The organism is Pseudomonas sp. B707 (assembly GCF_022496685.1).
GTDB classification, from domain to species: Bacteria; Pseudomonadota; Gammaproteobacteria; order Pseudomonadales; family Pseudomonadaceae; genus Aquipseudomonas; species Aquipseudomonas paraglycinae.
This window is the reverse complement of sequence record NZ_WTVE01000008.1, coordinates 1-22434: the sequence shown is the minus strand read 5'-3', so window position 1 is coordinate 22434 and position 22434 is coordinate 1. Positions and strand designations below refer to the sequence as shown.

Sequence of the window (22434 nt, the reverse complement as noted above, 5' to 3'; positions counted from 1 at the left end):
TTACTCTCCGCGCAGGGCTGATACCAGCCCTTTGAATTTGCTGTTGAGCAGGGTGAAGCTGGCCTGGAAGCCGACCGCGTTTTCCGCGTAGTTCGACTGTTCCAGCTGGGCGTCCACGGTGTTCTGGTCGATCGACGGCTGCATCGGCGTGCGATACATCAGCGACTCGTCGCCATTGCCCAGCCCTTCAGCTTCGATGTGACGGCTGTTGGTCATGTTCAGGGCGATGGTGCCGTTGGCGTTCTTCTGGCTCTGTGCTTCGAGCACTTTGGAGAACTCCAGATCCCGCGCCTTGTAGTTCGGGGTATCGGCGTTGGCGATGTTGTTGGCCAGCACTTCGGCACGCTGGGCGCGGAAGCCCAGAGCCTTTTCGTGAATGCCGAGCGCTTTATCGAAGCTGATGCTCATGTCGGGAACCTTCAGGTGACCGGATTTTTCGTAACAGGGTTATAGCAAGCGGCGTGCCAGTTTCAGAAAGCCCCGGATTACGGGGCTTTGCGCGGAACCGGCAACGCGGCAATGCCAGAAAAGCGGCAACCGGTTTCCGCCGGATGCCGCTTTTCTGCCGCCACCTGCCACCGGCAAAACCTTCAGGCATAAAAAAACGGGAGCCCCTGAGGACTCCCGTTTCTGGTGTTGCCGGTCTTGATCACTTCGCCTGGTAGATGATCCCCGGGCTGCACTGAACCATCTGGTAATGATCCGGCAGACCGTTCAGCGCCTCGGAAGCGCCAAGGAACAGATAACCGCCCGGCTTCAGCGTGCTGTGGATGCGCAACAGGATGTCCTTCTTCACCTCGGCGGAGAAGTAGATCAGCACGTTGCGGCAGAACACGATGTCGAACTTGCCCAGGCTTGCGTAGCTGTCGAGCAGGTTGAACGAGCGGAACTCCACCCGGTTCTTGATCGGTGCCTTGATCACCCAGCGCCCCGGCCCTTTCGGGTCGAAGTAGCGCTGCAGACGATCGGCGGACAGACCGCGACCGATTGCCAGGCTGTCGTACTCGCCGGTCTTGCAGTTGGTCAGCATGCTGCCGGACAGATCGGTGGCAACGATCTGCACACCCATCTTCAACTGGCCGATGTTGGTCCGCTCGAACTCGTCGATCGACATCGACAGCGAATAGGGTTCCTGACCCGACGAGCAGGCCGCCGACCAGATCCGCAGACGCTGGTTGGGAGCGGCCTTGATCGCTTCGGGCAGCACCTTGTTCTTCAAGACTTCAAACGGATAGGTGTCGCGAAACCACAGGGTTTCGTTGGTCGTCATGGCATCGACCACCTGCTCGCGCAAACCGCTGCGCGGCTGGGTCTGGATGCGCTGAACCAGCTCACCCAGGGACTTGATGCCTTGCTGCTCCATCAGTTTGTTGAGACGGCTCGACACCAGGTACTGCTTGTTTTCACCGAGCAAAATGCCACAGGCTTTTTCCAGGAAGACCCGGAACTGTTCGAAATCCAAATTACCCGTAGACAAATGATGCCGCCTCTTAAATCGTGTTGAACGCCAGGGGCAAAAGGCCCTTAGCTGATATCTGCTGCTTTGATCCGGTCGACTACCCGGGATGCCAGGTCATCAGGACGGAATTTGGCCAGGAAGTCATCGGCACCGACTTTCTTGACCATCGCCTGATTGAACACACCCGACAACGAAGTATGCAGGATGATATGAAGCTTTTGCATGCGAGGGTCGCTGCGGATCTCGGCCGTCAGGGTGTACCCGTCCATCTCCGGCATTTCGATGTCGGAGATCATCATCAGGAACTCTTCTTCCGGCTTCTTGCCCTCGTCGACCAGCTTGCGCAGGTAATCCAGCGCCTGCTTGCCGTCGTTCAACGCCACCACTTCGACACCGACCGTCTGCAGGCAACGCGTCACCTGCTTGCGCGCCACCGACGAGTCATCGACCGTCAGCACCCGCAGCGACAACGCCTTGCTCTGGGTCTCGACATCCACCACGCCGACCGAAATCGCTTCCGGGGTCGGCGCGACTTCCGCCAACACCTTTTCGACGTCGATGATTTCGACTAACTGATTGTCGACCCGAGTCACAGCGGTCAGGTAGTGATCGCGTCCGGTGCCTTTGGGCGGCGGATGAATCTCTTCCCAGTTCATGTTCACGATTCGTTCCACCGAGCGCACCAGGAAACCCTGGGTCTTGGTGTTGTATTCCGTGATGATCACGAACGGACTGTTCTTGTCTTTCAAAGCACCGGAGCCGGTCGCCATCGCCAGATCTAGGATCGGAATGGTCGCCCCCCGGATATTCGCCACCCCGCACACGACAGGACTGGACTTGGGCATCAGCGTCAGTTGCGGGCATTGCAGCACTTCCCGAACCTTGAACACGTTGATCCCGTAGAGCTGCTGGCCGTCGAGACGGAACAACAACAGCTCCAGGCGATTCTGCCCCACCAGTTGCGTGCGCTGGTTCACCGAATCCATTACACCAGCCATGCCCAGACTCCTACACCAACGCCAAGTGTTGTTGCGACGCACATTCATTGCTAAACGGCACGGCGCTTGCTTTTTAACTCGTATGAACGCTCAAACGACATTTTTCCGACGCCTGACATCTCCCCTCCGCAGAAGGCTTTGCGCGATGTCCGCCGTTTGCCTTTTTTTCGCTGGCAGCCCTGCCGGTGCTGATGCGGTTACCTTGCCTGACATGCTTATCGGCGTCACTCAGGGCTTTCTTGAATTCACCGTAGAAGACTATCTGGCTACCAGTCAAACGGAAGGCCGTTATGAAATCGAGGTCAACCAGCTCGATCCCCGCATGCGCATGCCTATGTGCGACAAGGAATTGACAGCGACACTGGAGAGTCCGGCACGCCCTCTGGGCCGTGTCACGGTCAAGGTCCGTTGCGAAGGCGCCTCCCCCTGGACGGTGTTCGTGCCCGCTCAAGTCCGCCTGTTTCGCGAGATTGTCACCACCACGCGGCCACTCAAGCGCGCCGGCATCATCGAGCCTCAGGACGTGACCTTGCGCGAGCGCGACGTCAGCACGATCAATCAGGGTTTTCTGACGTCGGTGGATGAAGCCATCGGCCAGAAATTGACCCGACCAACGGTAGCCGATCAAGTCATTACCCTGGTGCATCTGGAACAGGCGGAAGTGGTTCGCAAGGGCGATCAAGTGGTGATCACTGCCCGCAGCGGCACCCTCGCCGTCCGGATGCCGGGCGAAGCCCTGTCGAACGGCGGCCTGAAAGAACAGATTCGGGTGAAAAACCTCAATTCCCAACGGGTTATCAAGGCGCAGGTTATCGCGCCGGGCCAGGTGGAAGTTGCCATGTGAGCGGCCATGTAGCGGTGATGTGAGCGACTGTATGAACGGATATTTGAAAAGCCTCTGAGTACTCAAGCAGAAAACTGGCGCTGACCAGAGCTGTTCCCTAAACTGTGCCGCAGCAGGATCTGCAACGGCGCATGCAAGCTCATTGCTAAATGAGCCTAAAGTTTTCCAGGGGATGGCCGAGAACATGGCAAGCGTCCAAATTCCCAGAGGTTTTTAACATGGTCATCGATTTCAGCCGTTTGAACAGCTCCTCGTCACTTACGGGCAGTACACGTACCAGCAACGCCAAGGAAACCGCCGAAACCGGCACCTCCGCGCCGCTGAATACCCCGGCCGAACAGGCCAGTACCGCAAAAAGCGGGGAATCGGTACACCTCAGCAATGAGGCTCAACAGTTGCAGAAGGTCACTGACAAGCTGCGCGATCAGCCTGCCGTCGATAAAGCCCGCGTGGCCGAGTTGAAAGCAGCGATTGCCGATGGCAGCTACAAGGTCGACAGCAACCGTGTAGCCAGCAAACTGCTTAATTTCGAAGCCCAGCGCTAGGCCTCGGTCAGCGCCAGGCTTTTGGACGCTTAAAACCCAAGGCCAGCCATGCACGACACTAATTTATTGCAACTGATCATCGACGACTTTGCTCCAGCTCAACAATTGCTGGAGTTACTGCAAACCGAGTCCATCGCCTTGCACGGTCGCGACATGCCTCTGCTGGAAGAAATTCTGGCGCGCAAACAGGCATTGATCATTCTGCTCGAACAGCATGGCCGCAAGCGCAGCGAAATCCTCGCCAGTCTCAATCTGTCGCTCGACCGCGCAGGCCTGGAACAATTGGCCAGCCAGTCGAGCATCGGCGATCAGTTGCTGAGCCAGAGCGATGTCCTGACCGACCTGATCGCCCAGTGCCAGGCGGCCAACGTCAAGAACGGCCAGTCGATCATCATGCAGCAGGCCGCTACGGCCAATCAGCTGAAAATCCTTACCGGCGGCGAGCCTCCTGCGCTCTATGACGCCAGTGGCACCTTCTCCAAACTGCAGAAACCGCGCGCGCTCAGCCAGGCGTGATGCTTTCTTCTATGCTTGCGCCCTATCAACGTGCGAAACATGCTGGCAAAATACTGGCCAGCCGTAGTCAAATTTTGTCTGGAGATTGATTTAACGTGTCCAACGATGACGCTCCGCAGCCCCCAAAGGTGCTCACCACGCCCCTGGAGATCTCCAGCAATCTGCGCCAGCTGCAAGAGAGCCACGATCCGCTGATCATCACCTTTCACGAGCGTAGCCAGCGCTTCCAGAGCTACCTGATTGAAGTCGATCGCGAAAACGGTTCGATCAAGCTTGATGAAATGATCCCGCGCGACGGCGAACGTTTTCTGGAAGCAGGCGAACCGTTCAAGGTTGAGGGCTTTCATGATGGCGTGCGCATCGCCTGGGAATGTACAGGAACGCTGAGCATCAAGGATTCCGACGGCGACCGCTTCTACAGCGGCGACCTGCCCACCGAAGTGGTTTATCACCAGCGCCGCAATGCCTTCCGCGCCGCCCTGAAGCTGACCGACCTGGTCAGCGTCGAACTGGGTGGCGAAAAGCTCAAGTCGCCGATCGGCGGCAAATTGCTGGATATCTCTGCCACCGGTTGCAAGCTGCGTTTCGAAGGCGACATCACTGACCGCCTGCAACTGGGCCAGGTCTATGATCGCCTGATCGCCGCGCCGCTGTTCGGCAACCAACCGGTATCGGTCGAGCTGCGTTACCTGCACTTCGAAGAAAAGCTCAACATCACCTTCGCCGGCCTGCGCTTTCACAACATCAGCGGCCCGGCGGCCCGCAACGTCGAGCGTTTCGTTTATCAACTGCAACGCGAAGCGCGTCGGTTCGATAAAGACGACCTCTGATCGGCAGGCATGAAAAAACGGGCAGTCACTGCGGTGACTGCCCGTTTTTTTTATGCCCGGATCACGGCTTGGCGGGAGTGATGTCCGGCCCCTCGTCTTCGACTGTCGAGTCGGTGGGCGCGGCAGATTCTGGTTCAGGTTCTGGCTCAGGCTCCGGTTCAGGAGCGACCGTATTCTGCATCTGCTCCTGCACCACTTGTTCGTCAACCCGCGGGTCGAGCGCAGCCACCAGCGGCGAACTGGACATGCTGTCCGGCATCGCCACGTGATGCAGCGGTGCATCGTCCACCTGGTGCAGATTGGTCACGGCTTTCGGTCGGATCCGCCACACCAGCACCAACGCGAAAAAGGTGAAGAACGCATACAGGCTCTGCGGCCCGAACAGCTTCATCAGCACCCCGGCCGCCAGCGGCCCGATACTGGCGCCCACGCCGTAGGTCACCAGCAACATCGCCGTCAGTGACACCCGGCGCTCGCCTTCGACGTGGTCGTTGGAGAACGCCACCGCCAACGGGTACAGGCAAAACTGCACCAGCGAGCAGAGGAAGCCGACCACGAACAGAACCTCCAGCGGCACCTGCGGCAGGATCGCCAGCGGCAACGCGGCAATCGCGAGGAACAGCGCAAAACAGCGGATCAGCAGCGCCCGGTCATAGCGGTCGGACAACCAGCCCAACGGCCACTGCACCACCAACCCGGCAAAAATGCAGCTACCCATGAACAGACCGACCTGCTCGGTGGACAGCCCCTGCTGCGAGGCATACAGCGGCGCCAGACCGTAGAACGAACCGATGATCAGCCCCGCCCCGAGCACCGTGCTCAGCGACTGCGGCACACGCTTGATAAAGAAGCGCGGCTCCATCGGCGCCGGGTGCAGCGGCGCCGGGTGAATCCGTCGGGTCAGTGCCACCGGCACCAGACACAGGGCGAAGCACAGCGCGACCAGCATCAGCAGTTCCAGGCCAAGGCCCGGGTGCATGACCAGAATCAGCTGACCGAGCACCAGCCCCAGATACGACGCGATCATGTAGCCGCTGAACACCAGACCGCGCTGATTGGCGTCAGCCTGCTCGTTCAGCCAGCTCTCGATGACCATGTATTGGCACATCATGCCGAGGCCGACGATGGTCCGCAGCACCAGCCAGGCCGGCAGCCAGTCCACCAGGCCATGACCGAGCACCGCCGCACCGACGATCCCGGCACACGCCGAGTAGGCACGGATATGCCCGACCCGGGCAATCAGGCGGTGACCGATCTTGCCGCCCAGCACCAGACCGAAATAGTTGGCCGCCATCAACGCACCGACCCACAACCCGTCGACATGGTCGGCAGCCAGACGCAAAGCCAGATAAGTAGAAAGAAGGCCCGAGCCGATCAACATCATCAGCGAGGCGAAATACAGCGCTCGAAAGGATTTCCAGATTTGGCGCATCGGCGTTCCGAGCGGCTCCTTGCGGTAAGTATCGGGCTATCAAACGATAGCCCGACGGCGACATGTCGTCAGGCCTGGGCTGCTAGAACACGGCGTTCCCAGGGAGTGATTTCGTCAAAGAAACTGGTCAACTCCATGGTCTTCGAAGCGATGTAGCCTTCGATGAACTCCGTGCCGAACAGTTCCTTTGCAAGCTGGCTGTGTTTCAGACGTTCGAGCGCCGCGTGCAAGGTACACGGCAGCGAAAGATGGTCCGGCACGTCGAACTCGCCTTGAATCGCTTCGCTTGGTTCGAGTTCATGCTCGATGCCGTACAGGCCGGCGGCCAGGCTTGCGGCAATCGCCAGATACGGGTTCGCATCGGCACCCGGCAAGCGGTTCTCGACCCGACGCGCAACCGGCGAGCTGGCGGGAATGCGCAGCCCGGCGGCGCGGTTGTCGTGGGACCAGCAGGCATTGTTCGGCGACGCAAACGGATGGCACAGGCGCTGGTAGGAATTGACGTTCGGCGCAAACAGCGCGGTGAAGTCAGCCATGCCCGCCTGCTGCCCGCCGATGAAGTGACGGAACATCGCGGTCGGCTGACCATCCGCGTCGCTGAACACATTCTTGCCGCTGCCGATTTCGACGATGCTCTGGTGAATGTGCATCGAACTGCCCGGCGTGTGCGCCAGCGGCTTGGCCATGCACACCACGGTCAGGCCGTGCTTGAGTGCGACTTCCTTGAGCAGGTGTTTGAACAGGAAGGTCTGGTCGGCCAGCAGCAGCGGATCACCGTGCAGCAGGTTGATCTCGAACTGGCTGACGCCCATTTCGTGCATGAAGGTATCGCGCGGCAGACCGAGGGCGGCCATGCATTTATAGACTTCACTGAAGAACGGCCGCAGACCGTTATTGGAGCTGACGCTGAACGCCGAGTGACCGTCCTCGCGACGACCGTCGAGACCGACGGGCGGCTGGAACGGCTGGGTCGGGTCGGTGTTAGGAGCGAACACAAAGAATTCGAGTTCGGTCGCCACCACCGGCGCCAGACCGAGGGCTGCGTAGCGGGCAATGACTTTCTTGAGCTGGCCACGGGTCGACAGGTTGGAGCTTTCACCGGTCAGCTCGTCGGCATCACAGATTGCAAAGGCCCGTGGCTCTTCACTCCATGGCAACGGATGGATTTGCGCAGGATCGGCCACCAGCGCCAGATCGCCGTCATCGCTGCCATAGAATTTCGCGGCGGGATAACCGCCCATGATGCATTGCAGCAGCACCCCCCGAGCCAACTGCAAACGCCGCCCTTCGAGGAAACCCTCGGCGGTCATTACCTTGCCCCGTGGCACGCCGTTCAAATCCGGCGTGACACATTCAATCTCATCAATGCCCGTCAATCGCTGCGCGAGTGAACGCTGGCCATCGGTTGTCATGACGCAATCCTTGTTATTGTGCGAGCCGCGAACGGCGACCCGGACAAAATAGGCTTCGGCTGTTCGGAATATCAAGCAGCAGCCAACAAAAAGAATTCCGGTCGATGAATCGGTGATTCAGGGCAGGTAAATACTGAACACGCCGCCGCCCAACGGGCCGCCATTACGGATCTCGGTCCGACCGCCAACACCGTTGCGCTGATGCAGCGCAGCGATGCGTCCGGCGAAGTACAGACCCAGCCCGGTGCTGCCACTGCTGTGGTTGATGCCCTGCACGTAATCGGACTGGCGCTCGAGCATTTCGGCCGGGTAACCGTCGCCGTCGTCATTGATGCTCAGCACCAATTGCCCGGCTTCGTCGCTGACGGTGATCAGCAGCGATTCACGGGCGTAACGGATCGCGTTGTTGATGCAGTTGCCCAGCACAGAGGCGATCAGTTCGCGATCAAAGAAACCCAGCGGACTGAGCGGATCGACTTCGTAAGTGGCGATGATTCCACGACTGGCGAACACTTCCTGATGCGCCGCCAGTTGCGCTTCGATGAAATCGTCCAGCTCGTGATAGGCCGGCTGCAACGGCATCTGATTCACCCCAAGCTTGTACAGCCCGAGCAGTTGCACCAGCATGCCGTTGAGGTGGGCGAACTCGAAGTCGATCACGCCCTGCTCCGGCCCCTGGCGCTGCGCTTCGGGCAAGCGTGCCAGCCATTGGCTGTGGGCCTGCATCAGCATCGCCAGAGAGTTCTTCATGTCGTGCACGGTGGAGGCGATCACCGTGGAAAAATCCAGTGCCTGCTCGTCTTGGTTCATTCGCCAAACGCCTTGCTTTTCAGCTTCTGATAACGCGGATAACGCGCGTCGGTATCGGGCATCATGCCCACCAGTTTCAGGCAGGCCCGACATTCTTCCAGCTCCGCCGACGGCACATTGGTGTCGGTGCCGTGCAGCAGCGACTGGGCCATGTTCAGCGCGATACTGATGTTCTTCGGTTGCATCTTCAGCGCCTTGCGGAACACCTCGCGGGCCTCCACCAGGTTGCCGGTCTTGTACACGCGCACGCCCTGACGGTTGAGGTCGGCGGCCGCGTTGCTGGAGCTGAGAATAGTCGGGTCGTCGGTCAGCTTGGCGATGTCTTTCATCACCGCCGGGTCATCGCCGTAGATTTCCGCACAACTCTTGAGCATCGAAGTGCCCGCCTCGGCCTGACCGAGCATCTGCAATTGCTTGGCGACCAGCAACGCCGCCTCGGGGCTCATGAACTGCTCCATGCCGTCGAGGCGCATCAGCGCTTGTTCGGTAAGTTTTTCGGCGGTCTCGGCATCGTTGAGCAACAGGCTCGTGGCCTTCATCAGACGCGCGCGAATCTGCAGGCCCGGGTCGGTCGGGTTTTCTTTCGCCACCGCACTCAGTGTGGTGTTGATCTCCAGACGCGTGCGGGTGTCGAGCCCGCGCTCACTGCCCTTGCTGATCAGCGCGTGAGCCAGGCCGAGATTGCTTTCCGGATCCTTGAAGCGCGATTGCGCGCCCTGATTCACCGCCTGACGATAGGCCCGGGAAGCGGTGTCGAAATCTTCGTTGGCCATCGCCAGTTTGCCCAGCAACGCCTGACGGCGCACCGCCAGCGGCGACAGGCGAATGGCTTCCTCCAGCACTTGCTGCGCGCCTTTGGTATCGCCTTCGGCGACCAGCACGTCGGCCATGCCGTCGTACAGCGCCGGCATCATCGGGAAGACCTTCAGGGCTTTTTCATAAACGCCTTTGGCCTGACTGACCTGCCCGCGCTTGAACAGCAATTTGCCCAACCCGGCAAACGCCCATGGCAACGGCCGATCAGCGATGATGCTGTCGTAAAGACGCTCGAGCGCTTCGTTCTGGTTCATGTCGCGCAACGCATCGGCGCGATAGCGCAGGCACAGCGGCGAATAACGGATGTCCTGTTTGCACAGGGCGATACAGGCGTTGAGCACCTCGACCGGTTTACCACGGTCGAGGGCTTGCAGAATCGGTTTGAGCAGGGTCTTGCGCTGCTCCAGACGCTCCAGCCGCTGAGCCAGGCCGGAGCGGTTGAACGGCTTGGTCAGGTACGCGTCCGGCTCGTGCTCCAGGGCACTGAGCACCATCGCCTGACTGGTTTCGGCCGTGACCATCACGAACACCGCTTCGTGGCTGATCAGCTTTTCCATCATCAGGTCTTCCAGCACCTGCTGACCGTTCTTCTTGCCGTCACCGAGGTGGAAGTCCTGAAGGATGAAATCGTAGGACTTCTGCGCGCACATTTTCAGCGCCTGCTCACCCGTGTCGGCGGTGTCCACATCCTTGACACCCAACTCGCGCAACATCGAACGCACGGAACTGCGGAAATCCGAGAAATCATCGACGATCAGAAAACTCTTTTGGTGATACGACAGCATCGAGGATTTCCAGGCAATTGAAGAGGATGGACCATTTCCAGGCGCGCAGATGATAGCTGCCGGCCAAATGCTATCAAGCGATTTCGCGCGACTCTGAAGTCACCGAATGGGTTATCGGCCGGATCAGGGGTTCTCTTGAAGCGAGGGTTCAAGATTCGTTGCGCAAGGATTACCCTGCGCGGCGGTTCTCACCTTCCAACGGCAAAGGATTCATCGTGTACATCAAGGGACGCTACATCGTGTCGGCCTGTGCGCTGCTGTTTTTGCAGCAGGCACTGGCGAGCGGAATGGACTGCACAAAGGCGGCGAGTGTTGTGGAGAAGGCGATTTGCGCGGACAAGCCGTTGCATGAGCTGGATGCGCAGATGGGGGCGGCTTACCGGAAATTGATGAAGGCTGCACCGGCGCAGGCGGAAGTGAAAAAGGCTCAGCGTCAGTGGCTGCAGGAGCGTGATCGATGTGGCGAGGAGGCCAGTTGTCTGAGCCAGCGTTATCAGGATCGTTTGCAGGTATTGCACGCGCAGTGGATCGACGCGGTGGCCTACAAACCGGACGAGATCGATAGACAGGTCATGGAGGATCTGCAGCAACGGGTTCGGGAGATGAGTAAGGAAAGTCCGGAGTTTGCACTGGAGCGGGCACTTGGCTCTCTCACCAGCGAAAAAGGCGAAACCTCATTCTCCGGCGATCCAAATGACGACCCAGCCGAGGATCAGACCGTGTTCCCCAAAAGTATTCCCAAGGGCGTCACCCAGGATGAATGGAAAGCGCTTAACGCTTCCGGCCTCGATGCTGATGCCGAGCAAGGTCAGGTGAATTACACATTGATAGACCTGGACGGCGACGGCCAACGGGATCTGTTCGTTTCAACCTATACCGGTGGTACGAGCCTGTTCAGTTTCCATGAAACCTTCCGTCGAGATGGAGAGCGCTTTACTAGAAGGTTGGCCCCGTATGATCCGGAAGCCGGCGCCGGCAGCTCGTTGTTCTCCACCAGTGATCGCGGCGCCAACCAGTCGGCAGGCTGGATCAAATCTCACGGAAGAATGTATCTCGCCTACCGCAACGGCTCATACGGTGCTGATGATGTGTACTTGCTCAATCCCCTGAAGATCAACAGCCAAATACCAACGGTGACAGTTCGGTATGACTACAAGTTGATCGTGCCGAGTAATCAATACTCCGAGGAAAGCAGTACCAGCTACGTACTGGACCCAGTTTTGCGAAAGACTCTCATAAAAGCCCTGATCCAATCGGGTGCGGGTAAACCTCAACAACCCAGCCAACACAAAGGTCCCCTCTGCCCTATTCCTGCATCGGGCTCGGGTGACGATGATTATTACAGTTACGGCGCAGGTTACTACGCAGTAGAAACCGTCATGGACTTGCCAGTTTTCATCGACAAAGAGTGCTTCATCGCAAGGCTGAACAATTGGTTTGGTAGTTACAGCGAGAAAGACGGATTGCCCGCCTTGCTGACTTTGCGCAAGCCTGGGTCTCAGGATCCCGAACGGGGCTTCTCAGTCAACGGCCGCCGACATTTCACGAACGTCACAACCTCGATTGGAAAGGCAGAGGGTGGAGCTGAAATTTTCTAGCCTTTCCTCCTGCAAGATTGAAAGACACAAAAAAGCCCCACCAGACACCTCTACGTGGGGCTTTGTACTTCAGGGCGCTTCTCAGACCTCCGCCACCAACACATCGGCAATCCGAATACTCAATGCCGCACCTGTCAGCGTCGGGTTCACGCAGGAGGACGATGGCATGACGCTCGTCCCCGCAATGAACAGGTTGGAATGGTCGTGACTGCGGCAATCGCGGTCTACCACCGAGTCTTTCGGATCATCGCCCATGATGGTGGTGCCCATGATGTGCTGACGGTTCTGGAAGCCCGTGTCGGTGCTGAGGATGTCGGCGTCGAGCAGTTTTGCAAACTGCTTGAAGTCTTCCAGCGCCTTCTCTTTACCGGCGTGCCAGTAGTCGGGAACGCTGTAGTAGATCTCGGGAACCGGCAGACCGATGGCGTCGAACTTGGTCTTGCTCGGGGTGACCCGGTTTTCCGGCAGCGGCAAGGTTTCGAAGTCGACGGCCCAGTTCAGGGAGCGCGCCGATTGCAGGCGGATCTGCTCATCGAGCTTCGAGCCCAGCACGCCTTTGGCGATCAGGTTCGAGGTGATTTGCGACGTCGGCACGGTGTTGCGCACCTTGATCTTGTAGCTCGGGTAATCGTTGCGAAACGCGCCATCGCGACTGTTCAGATAGACCAGCAATTGCGTCGGCCCTTCGCCCGGCCACATGTCTTCCTTGGTCATGACGTTCATGCTGATGCCGGTGTGATCCATCAGGTTGCGCCCGACCTGATCCGAGGAGTTGGCAATCCCGTTCGGGTACTTTTCCGAGGTCGACATCAACAGCAGCTTCGGCGACTCGATACCGTATGCCGCCAATACAAAGGCCCGGGCGGTCAGTTTGTGTTTGGACTTGTCGGGGCGCATGTACCAGATCGCGGTGATCTTGCCGTCGTCGCCCGCCTCGATCTTGTAGACGACGGAGTTGTCCAGCACCTTGGCGCCATGGCGCTCGGCCTCATCGATGTGCATCGAACCGTCGTACTTGGCTGCAATCGGGCATACCGGGTTGCAGTTGTTGTTGCCGGCACAGGGAGGCCGTTTGCCATAGGGGCGGGTTGCCCGGCCGTTCGGCTCGAGGATCGGGTTATACCCGCCCTTGCTGAGCAATTCGGAGAGGCGCTTGAACATGTAGCTCGGCTTCAGGCCCTCCATCGGATAGGGAATCGAGCGCGGCGGATAGGCGTCCCCGCCCTGCCCGCTTTCGTCCTGGCCGTCGACACCGGAAACGCCCAGTTCGATTTCAGCCCGAGCGTAATACGGTTCCAGCTCGTCATAACTGATCGGCCAGTCACGACCACGGCCATACAACGACTTGAGACGAAAATCGTTGGGCAGCATGCGCCACAGCGAGGAACCGAAGTGCCAGGTGGTGCCGCCCACCACACGCAAGTAAGAAGTGTTGTATTTCACTGGCCCTACCTGCTGCAAATAGTCGCCGTAGGTCGACGGCGCGTGAGGCAGGCTCGGATAGGGCGACCCGGCGCCCTGCAGCTTGGCATTGGCCAGCGAGAGTTTTACCGGGGCATTGCGGAATGTTTCCACCACATCACGGCGATTCACCCGGGGACCGGCCTCGAGCACGATCACCGACTTGTTCGCTTTGGCCAGGCCCGTGGCGATCAGACCGCCCATGACACCGGAACCGATGATCACCACATCGGCATCGAATTGATCGCTGCTCATACTGTCGAGTCCTGAATGACTGCTGGTTTGGAACCCCATGAATCCGGGCCGCCACCGTAGGTTGGAATGATGAGAATGCCGTGAGTGGGCTGATACATCATGGCGAGGGAATAGCTGATCAGCTCCGCATCCGCCGGCTCACCGACGATGCCCAGATACCAGGCGGAAATGATGCTGGTGGCCGTAGCCCGCAGCGATGGATCCGGATTCGGTTGCGCCAGGTATTCATCGACATGCCGGTACCCCTGCGCGCCGATCAATTGCTTCAAGGCAATCACGTTGGTCGAGAAATTCGGCGCGCGCTTGTCCAGCGCAACGTAATAACGATCGGCCAGAACCGGATTGACCGCACGGCTGACCAGAAACTGCGACAGCGCAATGAAATCGTCGCTCGATACCTGCGCTGCCAGCACCGACTGCCAGGGCAGCGCACTGCCGATCATCGCGGCCAGGCCCAGCGTCACGGAACCACGCAACAGATTGCGGCGAGTGAGCCCAGTCGAGCTTTCGGTTTGAGTTTTTTCGTGTTTGTGCGTCATTGAAGTGTCCATTGCTCAGGCCTCCTTGCGCCGACGTGCAATCAAGGCCCATGCGCCCAGGCCCATCAACACGCACACGAGAATGATGACCGGGGTCGTAAACTTCGCCATTACTGCCAGCGGTGCCTTGGGACCACCGTCCCGTACCTGCGCCACATCGGCGGCGGTGACAATCGTGTCGGCATTGCCGTAGCGCGACAGCACGTAGTTGCTGACGTCGGCAATCTGCTGGTCGTTCAGGCGGTCGGTGAACAGCGCGTCAGGGCCGAAACCCGGCATGTCGATGGCCACACCGTCGACTTCACGATGCAGGCCGTACACGATGGTCGCGATCAGGTTGTCGCTGCGACTGGTGGCGGTGTTGTGAAACAGCGATGGGTATTCCCGCGTGCCTTGACCGTTCGGCTGATGGCAGTTGGCGCAAGTGCCACTGAATATCTGCCAGCCCGGGTTGTCCCCCGGTTTGCCTCCGCGCAGCGTCAATTCATCGACCGAGGCCTGACCGTACTCGTGGCGGGCTTTGGTTTCCCCACTGTTGATCGGCGCCGTCTGCAGCAGATAGGCCGCAATGGCTTTGAGATCCACATCGCTCAAATGCTGCAGACTGTTCTCCACCGCCTCGGCCATCGGCCCCGCCGCCTGGGCCTTGCCCTCGACGTGACCGGTACGCAGATAGGCCACGATCTCGTCGCTCGACCAGGCACCGATGCCGCTGACTTTGTCGGAAGTGATATTGGGGGCATACCAACTGCCCAGTGATCCGCCGGCCAACGGTTTTGCGCTGTCGGCCGCCATCAGGACATTGCGCGGTGTGTGGCAGGTATCGCAGTGAGCCAGGCCGTTGACCAGATAGTCGCCGCGATTGACCTCGGCGGACTTGGCCGGATCCGGCGTGAAGCGTGTTTTGCTGTGGAACAGCGCGTTCCAGCCAATCATCGACGCGCGGATATTGAACGGGAAATCCAGAGCGGTTTTCTGGTTCAGCGTATCGACCGGCGCCACTTCATGCATGAAGTAGTCGTAGAGCGCAGCAATGTCGCTGTCGGTCATCTTCGAATAGGAGGTGTAGGGCATCGCCGGGTAAAGCCGAGTGCCATCGGCCGCCACCCCGTCACGCACCGCACGGGCGAATTGCTCTGACGTGTAATTGCCGATACCCGCCGTTTTCGAAGGCGTGATGTTGGTCGAGTAGATCGTGCCCATCGGTGAACCGAGCGGATAGCCGCCCGCAAAAGCCCTGCCGCCTGGCGCCGTATGACAAGCCACACAGTCAGCGGCTATCGCCAAACGCTTGCCAACCGACGCGCTGCTGTCGAGCGCCTCGCCATGCACGGCTCCGGCCATGGCGATCAACAGCGTGACCAATCCGGCAAAGGCGTACCCCCTGCGTTTCCCTTTATCAATGCGACGCGACATGAGTCCTACCCTAGGCTGCTTCGTTCTTTTTTCACGGTTCTGGAAATCACGAACACGGCATCCTCGTCATCTCGGAAGCCAAGAACGAGGAGGTACGATGTCGTACGTATTTTTTGGAATATTCCACACAATGTAACACTTGGCAATAAATAGAAAAGGCCAAGTGCCATCTTTTGTATGTATGTGCTGAATGCTCTAAACCGCTGGTTACAAGGGGTTTAATGCGGAATATATTTAGATAAGAAACAACCTGTAACCCTACAGTTGTGGACTCCGCAGCCGAAAGATGTACGACGACAAGCCATTTGCTTACGAGCTGCGCTCGATATTGACCCGCCCCACATGTCAGCAGGATGCCCCCTAATGAGTTGGTTGAATGACGCAAGACTTTCCACGAAATTGATCACAGCCTTCGCGGCGTGCGCCTTTATCACGCTGGGGGTGGGCCTGCTGGGAAGCCGGGGAGTGACCGAACTCTCGACGAGCCTCAGATCGGTGTTCGGCAACAATCTGGTCGCCGTCGCCAACGTCGCGCAGACCAAAATCAAGGCTGTCGGACAGACCCGTGACATGTATCGGCTTTACGTCGCCACTGCCGCCAACCTGCCACAGAGCACCAAAGACGAATTCCTCGCCTCGATGAACGCCAACCAGTTGGCGAGCGAAAAAGCCTTTGCCGAATACCGGAAAACCGAGCTTGCCGACGACGAACGTGCAGCCGGTGACCGGATGGAGAAGGCCTGGCCCGTTTACCAGGCGATCGTGCAAAGGTATCTGACCCTGATGAAGGCCGGCGACCTGGAAAATGGCCGCGAACTGCTGCTCGGCGATCTGCAGAAAAACTACCGCGTCGTCATGGACGAATTGACCATCATGACCAACTCCAACGACATGCAGGTCAGCGAAGCCGCGAAGCGATCGGTTCTGACGGAGTCCTCCGCCAAGACCTCGCTGTACATCGGCATCGTGCTGGCCTTTGTCGCGGCGATTTTGCTTGGCCTGTTCATCAGCCGACTGATCAGCCGCCCCATCTCCAAAGCCGTTGAAAGCGCCCGAAGCATCGCTGGGGGCGACTTGACTCAAAACATCGTCAGCACCGGCCGCGACGAGGCCGGTCAGTTGCTCACGGCCCTGGCCGAGATGCAGGGCAGTCTGAAAAGCACTATTCAGCAGATCGCCAGCGCGGCAGATCAACTGGCGTCCGCTGCCGAAGAACTCACCGCCGTCACTGACAATGGAAGCCGCGGACTGATTCGTCAGAACGACGAGATTCAGCAGGCTGCAACCGCTGTCACGGAAATGACCTCCGCCGTGGAGGAAGTTGCGCGCAATGCGGTATCCACCTCCGAGGCCTCCCAGACCACCAGCCGGGAAGCCAGCAATGGACGCGATCAAGCGCGAAACGCCGTTGCCGCGATCAACCATGCAACCACGGAAATCGCCACCTCCACCACCATGGTCAAGGACCTGGCAGAGAAAGTACGGGACATCGGCAAGGTTCTGGATGTCATCCGGGGGATTGCCGAGCAAACCAATCTGCTGGCGCTTAACGCCGCCATCGAGGCTGCACGCGCGGGTGAGCAAGGTCGAGGTTTTGCCGTGGTCGCCGACGAGGTACGAGCCCTGGCGGCAAGAACCCAGGCTTCGACGGGGGAAATCGAAGGCATGATCAACGACGTTCGCAACAGTGCAGACGAAGCCGTCGGCGCCATGGGGAAAAGCCAGGCGCTGGTCAGCGAAACCCAGTCACTGGCGCAAGCGACCGGCCAGGCATTGGAGCTGATTGCCGACGGCATCTCGCAGATCAATGATCGCAACCTCGTCATCGCCACAGCCTCGGAAGAACAGGCACACGTTGCTCGTGAAGTGGACCGAAATCTGGTCAACATTCAGGATCTTTCCACCCAGACAGCGGCAGGCGCACATCAGACCAGCGCCTCGACCCAGGAACTGTCCAACTTGGCGGCGTCGTTCAACACTCTGGTCAGTCGCTTTCGCTTATAAATTCCTGAAAACAAAAAGCCCCGCCAGATCACTCTGCGCGGGGCTTTTTCAATAGATGGTGTCCCAGGGCAGGTTCGAACTGCCAACCTTCCCCTTAGGAGGGGGATGCTCTATCCAATTGAGCTACTGGGACACAAATCTGTCGGTGCGACAGACGGCGTGCATGTTAACGGCCGGGCCCTGTTTTGTCATGTCGTCCGCAGGGCTTTTTAAGTGTAGGCAGGCGCCTTGCAAGGGTGCCGGACGTTTTACCGTGCAATTTGCATCGCCGCAAAAAGCCATCATTGCAGAATGCAATGCGTGCACTTCGAAAAACCCTGCTAAATGCTTGTTTTTAAAGGATTTAACAGCGGTTAGACTATTGGCACGACGGCTGCTTTACCGATTCTTATACAAGAACAATCGGAGACTCGTCTCATGAACAGCGCCCTCGTGTTCGCAAACGCAATCGCACTGGCCGTCCTGGTGGGCTTTCACTTCGTCCCCGAGGACGACGAGAAAGTGGCCGGGCGCATGCCGCATTACCTGCAAGTGCACAAGGCGCCGCAATGGGCGGTGTTGAGCGATCAGAGCTTCGCCCCGCAAGCGGTCAGCGAATCTGAACAGGCGTTGCCGGCGCATTCGACTGAACGTCTGGTTTTTTGAAATATCCTCAGGAGTACAGCATGTCCAAGTCAGCTGCAGGATTTCTGATCCTCGCCTTATTGAGTGGCCTCGGGCATTTTTCGCTGTTCGAGCAAACCGAAATATCCCTGCCCCTGATCGGTTGCGGCGTCTTTTCGGCGCTGTTCGTATTGGCGCTGGTGGCCGGGCGCAAGATCAAGTTTGATCCGGTATTGCGCTGAACCTGACCAGCTCCAGCAAATGATTGACGGCATCGGCCAGGTCGCCCGAGTTGTCGATCAGGTGCACAGGGCTGTCGGTTGAACGCCTGTCCTTGAACAGCGTGTTACGGGCCAGCCTCGCATCGATCTGCTCAAGCGTCTCCCGGCCACGCTGGTGCAGGCGCTCACGCAGGACATCATCCCGAACCGTGAGCAACACCGGCACTAGCGTCGGGTAGTGTTCCAGCGCTTGCCGAAGGTTCGCCCGAGAGCCGTTCACTAGGACGTGCTTACCGTTTTTCAACCACTGATCCATCTCCGCAGGAATCCCGTAGGAAAGGCCGTTGGCCTCCCACCACAGCGTGAACTTGCCTGCACGCTGACGTTGCTGGAACTCCTGGGGCGTCACGCCGATCGCATCCTCGCCCATGGATTCGGCCGAACGGGTGATCACGCGCCTGATGATTTCGCAGTCCAACGCCCGTAAAGGTTCACGCGCAGCCTCGATCAGACTGTCCTTGCCAGAGCCGGAAGGTCCCATGAGGTAAATCAGCCTGCCATCCATCCTGAAAACGCCCTCCGGCGGGCATTTGCCCCTAGTAAATCGGCCATTTGCCACTATCCTGTACAAGGTAAGGAACAACGATTCAACCCGCATAGCATGCACGTTCTGACGCCTTCGGGCATCAGTCGACATGTTTCAGGACGCGGTCAGCGATACGGGCCGATGCTTTCTTTTCAAACCAGTCCGCATTTCTGATAATTGGTGCTGGCATTACGCCTTTACCCGGATCAATATTTGTCACAGAATTGACGCCAATGATCTGGCAATTTTGAGGCATGATGCGCGCCTCTTAACAATTCAGGTTGAACCATTTGGCGCGGATGCTTGTCCTACCACTCATCCTGCGGCCAATCCCGAGAACCGCTCCCCTGAACTAACCGGTTAAATATATGCGCCCATTGAAACAGGCAATTTATTCCAGCCGTACGGCTGACAAGTTCGTCGTACGTCTGCCAGACGGAATGCGTGAACGCATTGCCGAGGTGGCTCGCAATCATCATCGCAGCATGAACTCCGAGATCATTGCGCGCCTTGAGCAGAGTCTTATTCAGGAAGGTGCACTGGGCGAAGAGCTGAGCATGCGCCTGGACAGCCCGGAGCTGTCACTGCACGAACGCGAGTTGCTGCAACGCTTCCGCCAACTCTCCCATCGCCAGCAGAACGCGCTGGTTTCTCTGATCGCCCACGACGCCGAAATGGCCGCAGACGCATCCTGAGTCAAACCGAACATCTCAAGCCAGCATGAATGCTGGCTTTTTTTTGCCTGCGATTCGGGCTACTTACAGGCGAAAAAAAGCCCGCCAATTGGCGGGCTGTTTTTTATGCAGTCGGTCAGAGCAGGAAAATCGTCGCCAGCCCCAGGAAGATGAAGAAGCCACCACTGTCGGTCATGGCCGTGATCATCACACTGGCGCCCATCGCCGGATCGCGCCCCATCTTCGCCAGAGTCATCGGGATCAACACCCCCATCAATGCTGCCAGCAACAGGTTCAACGTCATGGCAGCCGTCATCACCACGCCCAACGACCAGCTGCCGTAGAGCAAGTAAGCGACCACACCGATCACACCGCCCCAGACCAGGCCGTTAATCAACGCCACGGCCAACTCTTTGCGCATCAGGCGCGAGGTGTTGCCGGTGCTGACCTGATCGAGCGCCATGGCGCGAACGATCATGGTAATCGTCTGGTTGCCGGAGTTGCCGCCAATGCCCGCCACGATCGGCATCAGCGCCGCCAGGGCCACCAGCTTCTCGATCGAACCTTCGAACAGGCCGATCACCCGCGATGCGACGAATGCGGTGATCAGGTTGATCGCCAGCCACGCCCAACGGTTGCGCAGGGACTTCCAGACGGAGGCGAAAATATCTTCCTCTTCACGCAGACCCGCCATGTTGAGGACTTCGCTTTCGCTCTCCTCACGAATCAGGTCGACCATCTCGTCGATGGTCAGACGGCCGATCAGCTTGCCGTTCTTGTCGACCACGGGGGCCGAGATCAAGTCGTAACGTTCGAACGCCTGAGCGGCGTCATAGGCGTCCTCGTCCGGGTGAAAACTCACCGGGTCACTGGCCATGACCTCGGAAACCTGTTTCTCCGGGTCATTCACCAGCAAACGCTTGATCGGCAGCACGCCCTTGAGCACGCCGTCGTAGTCGACCACGAACAGTTTGTCGGTATGGCCCGGCAATTCTTTGAGGCGACGCAGGTAACGCAGAACCACTTCGAGACTGACATCCTCACGGATGGTCACCATCTCGAAGTCCATCAGCGCGCCGACCTGCTCCTCGTCGTAGGAGAGGGCCGAACGCACACGCTCGCGTTGCTGCTGGTCCAGAGTCTCCATCAGCTCATGGACGACGTCTCGCGGCAGCTCGGAGGCCAGGTCAGCAAGTTCGTCGGCATCCATGTCCTTGGCCGCAGCCAGGAGCTCATGATCGTCCATGTCGGCGATCAGGGTTTCACGGACGGAATCGGATACTTCGAGAAGAATGTCGCCGTCGCGATCGGCCTTGACCAGTTGCCAGAGCGTCAGACGATCGTCCAGCGGCAGGGCTTCAAGAATGTAGGCGACGTCGGCGGAGTGCAGATCGTCGAGCTTGCGTTGCAATTCGACGAGGTTTTGCCGGTGGACCAGGTTCTCGACCCGGTCATGATGCGGGCCTTCCTGGCGATGAGTCAGGTCTTCGACGACCCGCTGGCGCTGCAGCAGCTCGACGACCTGAGCCAGGCGATCCTGCAGGCTTTCCTGTGTTTTCTTTACTTCGATTTCGGACATAGGCGAACTCCACTCCCAGCAGCGGGGCACGCCGGAAGGATCAATCAGTCAATTCATGATTGGTGAAACGGGTTACTGAATAACTACTGGGTAAGTCCATGGAGGTTTTCCATAAGCCCCGGCGGGGCTGACGGGCGCAATGATACACCGCCTGACGGTTTTAAACGTTAAAAAATAGTGGCTGAAACAAGCGCTTGCGAGACAAAGCTGAGCACTGTCCTGATCCTTCACACTGCGACGACGCATCCTGAAAAGAAAACACACCGGCGGTGAAAAAACTGCCGGCTACGCTTGAGAACAATCGTCATGGAGGACGCCGAATGCCATCGAAAACATCCCGATTCATGCTGACCACCCTGCTCTGCCTGCCCGCCATCGGGAGCGCAACGATACTTCATCGTTGCGAAGCTTCAGATGGTCACGTCACGTTCACCACGCTGAGCTGCGCGAACGATGAGCACCTTTCATTGCAGGAAGTTCACCCCTACTCGCCTGGCTCCACAGTCACCTTGATACCCGAAGCCCGGCACGAAGAAATATCCGGTATGAATATCAGAAAGCGAGAAATGGCCGTCGTCGGGCGCACCCAGGACAAATGTGGAGATCTGATCGACGCGCGACAGAAACGTGAAGCAATCATCAATCAACGAATCATCGCCGGCATGAGCCAACAGGATGTTGAAATCGCCTTGGGCAAACCCGACAAGGTGAGCATCCGAAATTCGGCAACGAGTTATCGTTACGACCTCAAGCGAGGCCGCAGTGCTCAAATCGATTTTGATGAGAAAGGATGCGTGACGGGAAAAGCCAAATCCCGGACAGCAAAAAGCCCGCGTTAAACGCGGGCTTTTCGGTATATGGTGCACTCGACAGGATTCGAACCTGTGACCGCTCGGTTCGTAGCCGAGTACTCTATCCAGCTGAGCTACGAGTGCAATTTGTGTTTTTAGACCAGACCACAACTGGCTGTAACCAAGTCATCCGCATTGCTGCAATTGACTCTTAAATGGTGCACTCGACAGGATTCGAACCTGTGACCGCTCGGTTCGTA

22 protein-coding genes and 2 tRNA genes are annotated in these 22434 nt (G+C 58.5%); 10 read left to right on the top strand and 14 right to left on the bottom strand.

Annotation, left to right across the window (positions count from 1 at the left end; all coding sequences use genetic code 11):
- From flgB to GQX66_RS02570, 3 genes are all read right to left on the bottom strand, one after another.
- On the bottom strand, window positions 1-408 hold the full coding sequence (gene flgB, locus GQX66_RS02580; protein ID WP_007960328.1) for a flagellar basal body rod protein FlgB: 408 nt from the start codon (window positions 406-408) through the stop codon (window positions 1-3).
- A gap of 241 nt (window positions 409-649) precedes the next feature.
- Entirely contained in the window at window positions 650-1477 is an 828-nt protein-coding gene (gene cheR / locus GQX66_RS02575) for a protein-glutamate O-methyltransferase CheR (RefSeq protein ID WP_007960327.1), read from the bottom strand.
- A 47-nt stretch (window positions 1478-1524) separates the two neighbouring features.
- The gene (locus GQX66_RS02570) at window positions 1525-2457 is read right to left on the bottom strand and encodes a chemotaxis protein CheV (RefSeq protein ID WP_007960326.1); all 933 of its coding nucleotides are present in this window, start codon (window positions 2455-2457) and stop codon (window positions 1525-1527) included.
- A gap of 82 nt (window positions 2458-2539) precedes the next feature.
- On the opposite strand from GQX66_RS02570, the gene flgA reads away from it, so the two are divergent.
- The 4 genes from flgA to GQX66_RS02550 all read left to right on the top strand — a co-directional run bounded on the left by flgA (window position 2540) and on the right by GQX66_RS02550 (window position 5192).
- Window positions 2540-3301 (top strand): flagellar basal body P-ring formation chaperone FlgA, encoded by a 762-nt coding sequence (flgA, locus tag GQX66_RS02565; protein ID WP_240866078.1) that lies wholly within the window; start codon window positions 2540-2542, stop codon window positions 3299-3301.
- 218 nt (window positions 3302-3519) lie between these two features.
- Window positions 3520-3846, top strand: coding sequence for a flagellar biosynthesis anti-sigma factor FlgM (gene flgM, locus GQX66_RS02560; protein ID WP_007960324.1), 327 nt, complete (start codon window positions 3520-3522; stop codon window positions 3844-3846).
- A 48-nt stretch (window positions 3847-3894) separates the two neighbouring features.
- Window positions 3895-4362 carry a flagellar protein FlgN gene (locus GQX66_RS02555; protein ID WP_240866062.1) on the top strand — a complete coding sequence of 156 codons (468 nt, stop codon included), beginning with the start codon at window positions 3895-3897 and terminating at the stop codon, window positions 4360-4362.
- Between the two features lie 95 nt (window positions 4363-4457).
- Window positions 4458-5192, top strand: a complete 735-nt coding sequence (locus tag GQX66_RS02550; protein WP_240866059.1) for a flagellar brake protein — start codon at window positions 4458-4460, stop codon at window positions 5190-5192.
- Between the two features lie 61 nt (window positions 5193-5253).
- Here GQX66_RS02550 and GQX66_RS02545 read toward each other — a convergent pair whose 3' ends face one another.
- From GQX66_RS02545 to GQX66_RS02530, 4 genes are all read right to left on the bottom strand, one after another.
- Window positions 5254-6624 (bottom strand): MFS transporter, encoded by a 1371-nt coding sequence (locus GQX66_RS02545; RefSeq protein WP_085745113.1) that lies wholly within the window; start codon window positions 6622-6624, stop codon window positions 5254-5256.
- A gap of 68 nt (window positions 6625-6692) precedes the next feature.
- Window positions 6693-7934: a glutamine synthetase family protein gene (locus tag GQX66_RS02540; protein ID WP_240866125.1), complete on the bottom strand. Its 1242-nt coding sequence runs from the start codon at window positions 7932-7934 to the stop codon at window positions 6693-6695.
- A 219-nt stretch (window positions 7935-8153) separates the two neighbouring features.
- Window positions 8154-8846, bottom strand: a complete 693-nt coding sequence (locus GQX66_RS02535; RefSeq protein ID WP_102717802.1) for a HAMP domain-containing sensor histidine kinase — start codon at window positions 8844-8846, stop codon at window positions 8154-8156.
- Window positions 8843-10447 carry a tetratricopeptide repeat-containing response regulator gene (locus GQX66_RS02530; RefSeq protein ID WP_240866026.1) on the bottom strand — a complete coding sequence of 535 codons (1605 nt, stop codon included), beginning with the start codon at window positions 10445-10447 and terminating at the stop codon, window positions 8843-8845. Before GQX66_RS02530 ends, GQX66_RS02535 begins: the two co-directional genes overlap by 4 nt.
- Before the next feature lie 215 nt (window positions 10448-10662).
- On the opposite strand from GQX66_RS02530, the gene GQX66_RS02525 reads away from it, so the two are divergent.
- Window positions 10663-12045: a lysozyme inhibitor LprI family protein gene (locus GQX66_RS02525; protein WP_240866009.1), complete on the top strand. Its 1383-nt coding sequence runs from the start codon at window positions 10663-10665 to the stop codon at window positions 12043-12045.
- 81 nt (window positions 12046-12126) lie between these two features.
- On the opposite strand, the gene GQX66_RS02520 is transcribed toward GQX66_RS02525, so the two are convergent.
- From GQX66_RS02520 to GQX66_RS02510, 3 genes are read right to left on the bottom strand one after another with little or no spacing between them, the layout of a single operon-like run.
- Window positions 12127-13761 (bottom strand): GMC family oxidoreductase, encoded by a 1635-nt coding sequence (locus tag GQX66_RS02520; RefSeq protein WP_039772094.1) that lies wholly within the window; start codon window positions 13759-13761, stop codon window positions 12127-12129.
- Complete coding sequence (locus GQX66_RS02515; RefSeq protein ID WP_240865990.1) at window positions 13758-14312, bottom strand: sorbitol dehydrogenase family protein; 555 nt, start codon at window positions 14310-14312, stop codon at window positions 13758-13760. The genes GQX66_RS02520 and GQX66_RS02515 overlap by 4 nt, the downstream gene beginning before the upstream one ends.
- 3 nt (window positions 14313-14315) lie before the next feature.
- Window positions 14316-15716, bottom strand: a complete 1401-nt coding sequence (locus GQX66_RS02510) for a cytochrome c (protein ID WP_240865987.1) — start codon at window positions 15714-15716, stop codon at window positions 14316-14318.
- A gap of 363 nt (window positions 15717-16079) precedes the next feature.
- On the opposite strand from GQX66_RS02510, the gene GQX66_RS02505 reads away from it, so the two are divergent.
- Window positions 16080-17720, top strand: a complete 1641-nt coding sequence (locus GQX66_RS02505; protein ID WP_134023853.1) for a methyl-accepting chemotaxis protein — start codon at window positions 16080-16082, stop codon at window positions 17718-17720.
- Between the two features lie 56 nt (window positions 17721-17776).
- Here GQX66_RS02505 and GQX66_RS02500 read toward each other — a convergent pair.
- Window positions 17777-17853 (bottom strand) — tRNA-Arg (locus GQX66_RS02500).
- Between the two features lie 284 nt (window positions 17854-18137).
- On the opposite strand from GQX66_RS02500, the gene GQX66_RS02495 reads away from it, so the two are divergent.
- Both GQX66_RS02495 and GQX66_RS02490 read left to right on the top strand, forming a co-directional pair.
- Window positions 18138-18365, top strand: coding sequence for a hypothetical protein (locus tag GQX66_RS02495; protein ID WP_129974104.1), 228 nt, complete (start codon window positions 18138-18140; stop codon window positions 18363-18365).
- A 20-nt stretch (window positions 18366-18385) separates the two neighbouring features.
- The gene (locus tag GQX66_RS02490; RefSeq protein ID WP_085745123.1) at window positions 18386-18565 is read left to right on the top strand and encodes a PA3371 family protein; all 180 of its coding nucleotides are present in this window, start codon (window positions 18386-18388) and stop codon (window positions 18563-18565) included.
- Here GQX66_RS02490 and phnN read toward each other — a convergent pair.
- A complete protein-coding gene (gene phnN / locus GQX66_RS02485; protein ID WP_240865985.1) occupies window positions 18540-19109 on the bottom strand; it encodes a phosphonate metabolism protein/1,5-bisphosphokinase (PRPP-forming) PhnN in 570 nt (189 codons plus the stop codon). The genes GQX66_RS02490 and phnN overlap by 26 nt on opposite strands.
- A 389-nt stretch (window positions 19110-19498) precedes the next feature.
- Between phnN and GQX66_RS02480 the strand changes: the two genes are divergently transcribed.
- The gene (locus tag GQX66_RS02480; RefSeq protein WP_003178899.1) at window positions 19499-19825 is read left to right on the top strand and encodes an Arc family DNA-binding protein; all 327 of its coding nucleotides are present in this window, start codon (window positions 19499-19501) and stop codon (window positions 19823-19825) included.
- A 115-nt stretch (window positions 19826-19940) separates the two neighbouring features.
- On the opposite strand, the gene mgtE is transcribed toward GQX66_RS02480, so the two are convergent.
- Entirely contained in the window at window positions 19941-21383 is a 1443-nt protein-coding gene (gene mgtE, locus GQX66_RS02475; protein WP_007960287.1) for a magnesium transporter, read from the bottom strand.
- A gap of 320 nt (window positions 21384-21703) precedes the next feature.
- Between mgtE and GQX66_RS02470 the strand changes: the two genes are divergently transcribed.
- Window positions 21704-22222 carry a cell envelope protein SmpA gene (locus tag GQX66_RS02470; protein ID WP_240865972.1) on the top strand — a complete coding sequence of 173 codons (519 nt, stop codon included), beginning with the start codon at window positions 21704-21706 and terminating at the stop codon, window positions 22220-22222.
- Window positions 22223-22241: 19 nt separating this feature from the next.
- Here GQX66_RS02470 and GQX66_RS02465 read toward each other — a convergent pair.
- Window positions 22242-22318, bottom strand: a tRNA-Arg gene (locus GQX66_RS02465).
- Between the last annotated feature and the right edge of the window lie 116 nt (window positions 22319-22434).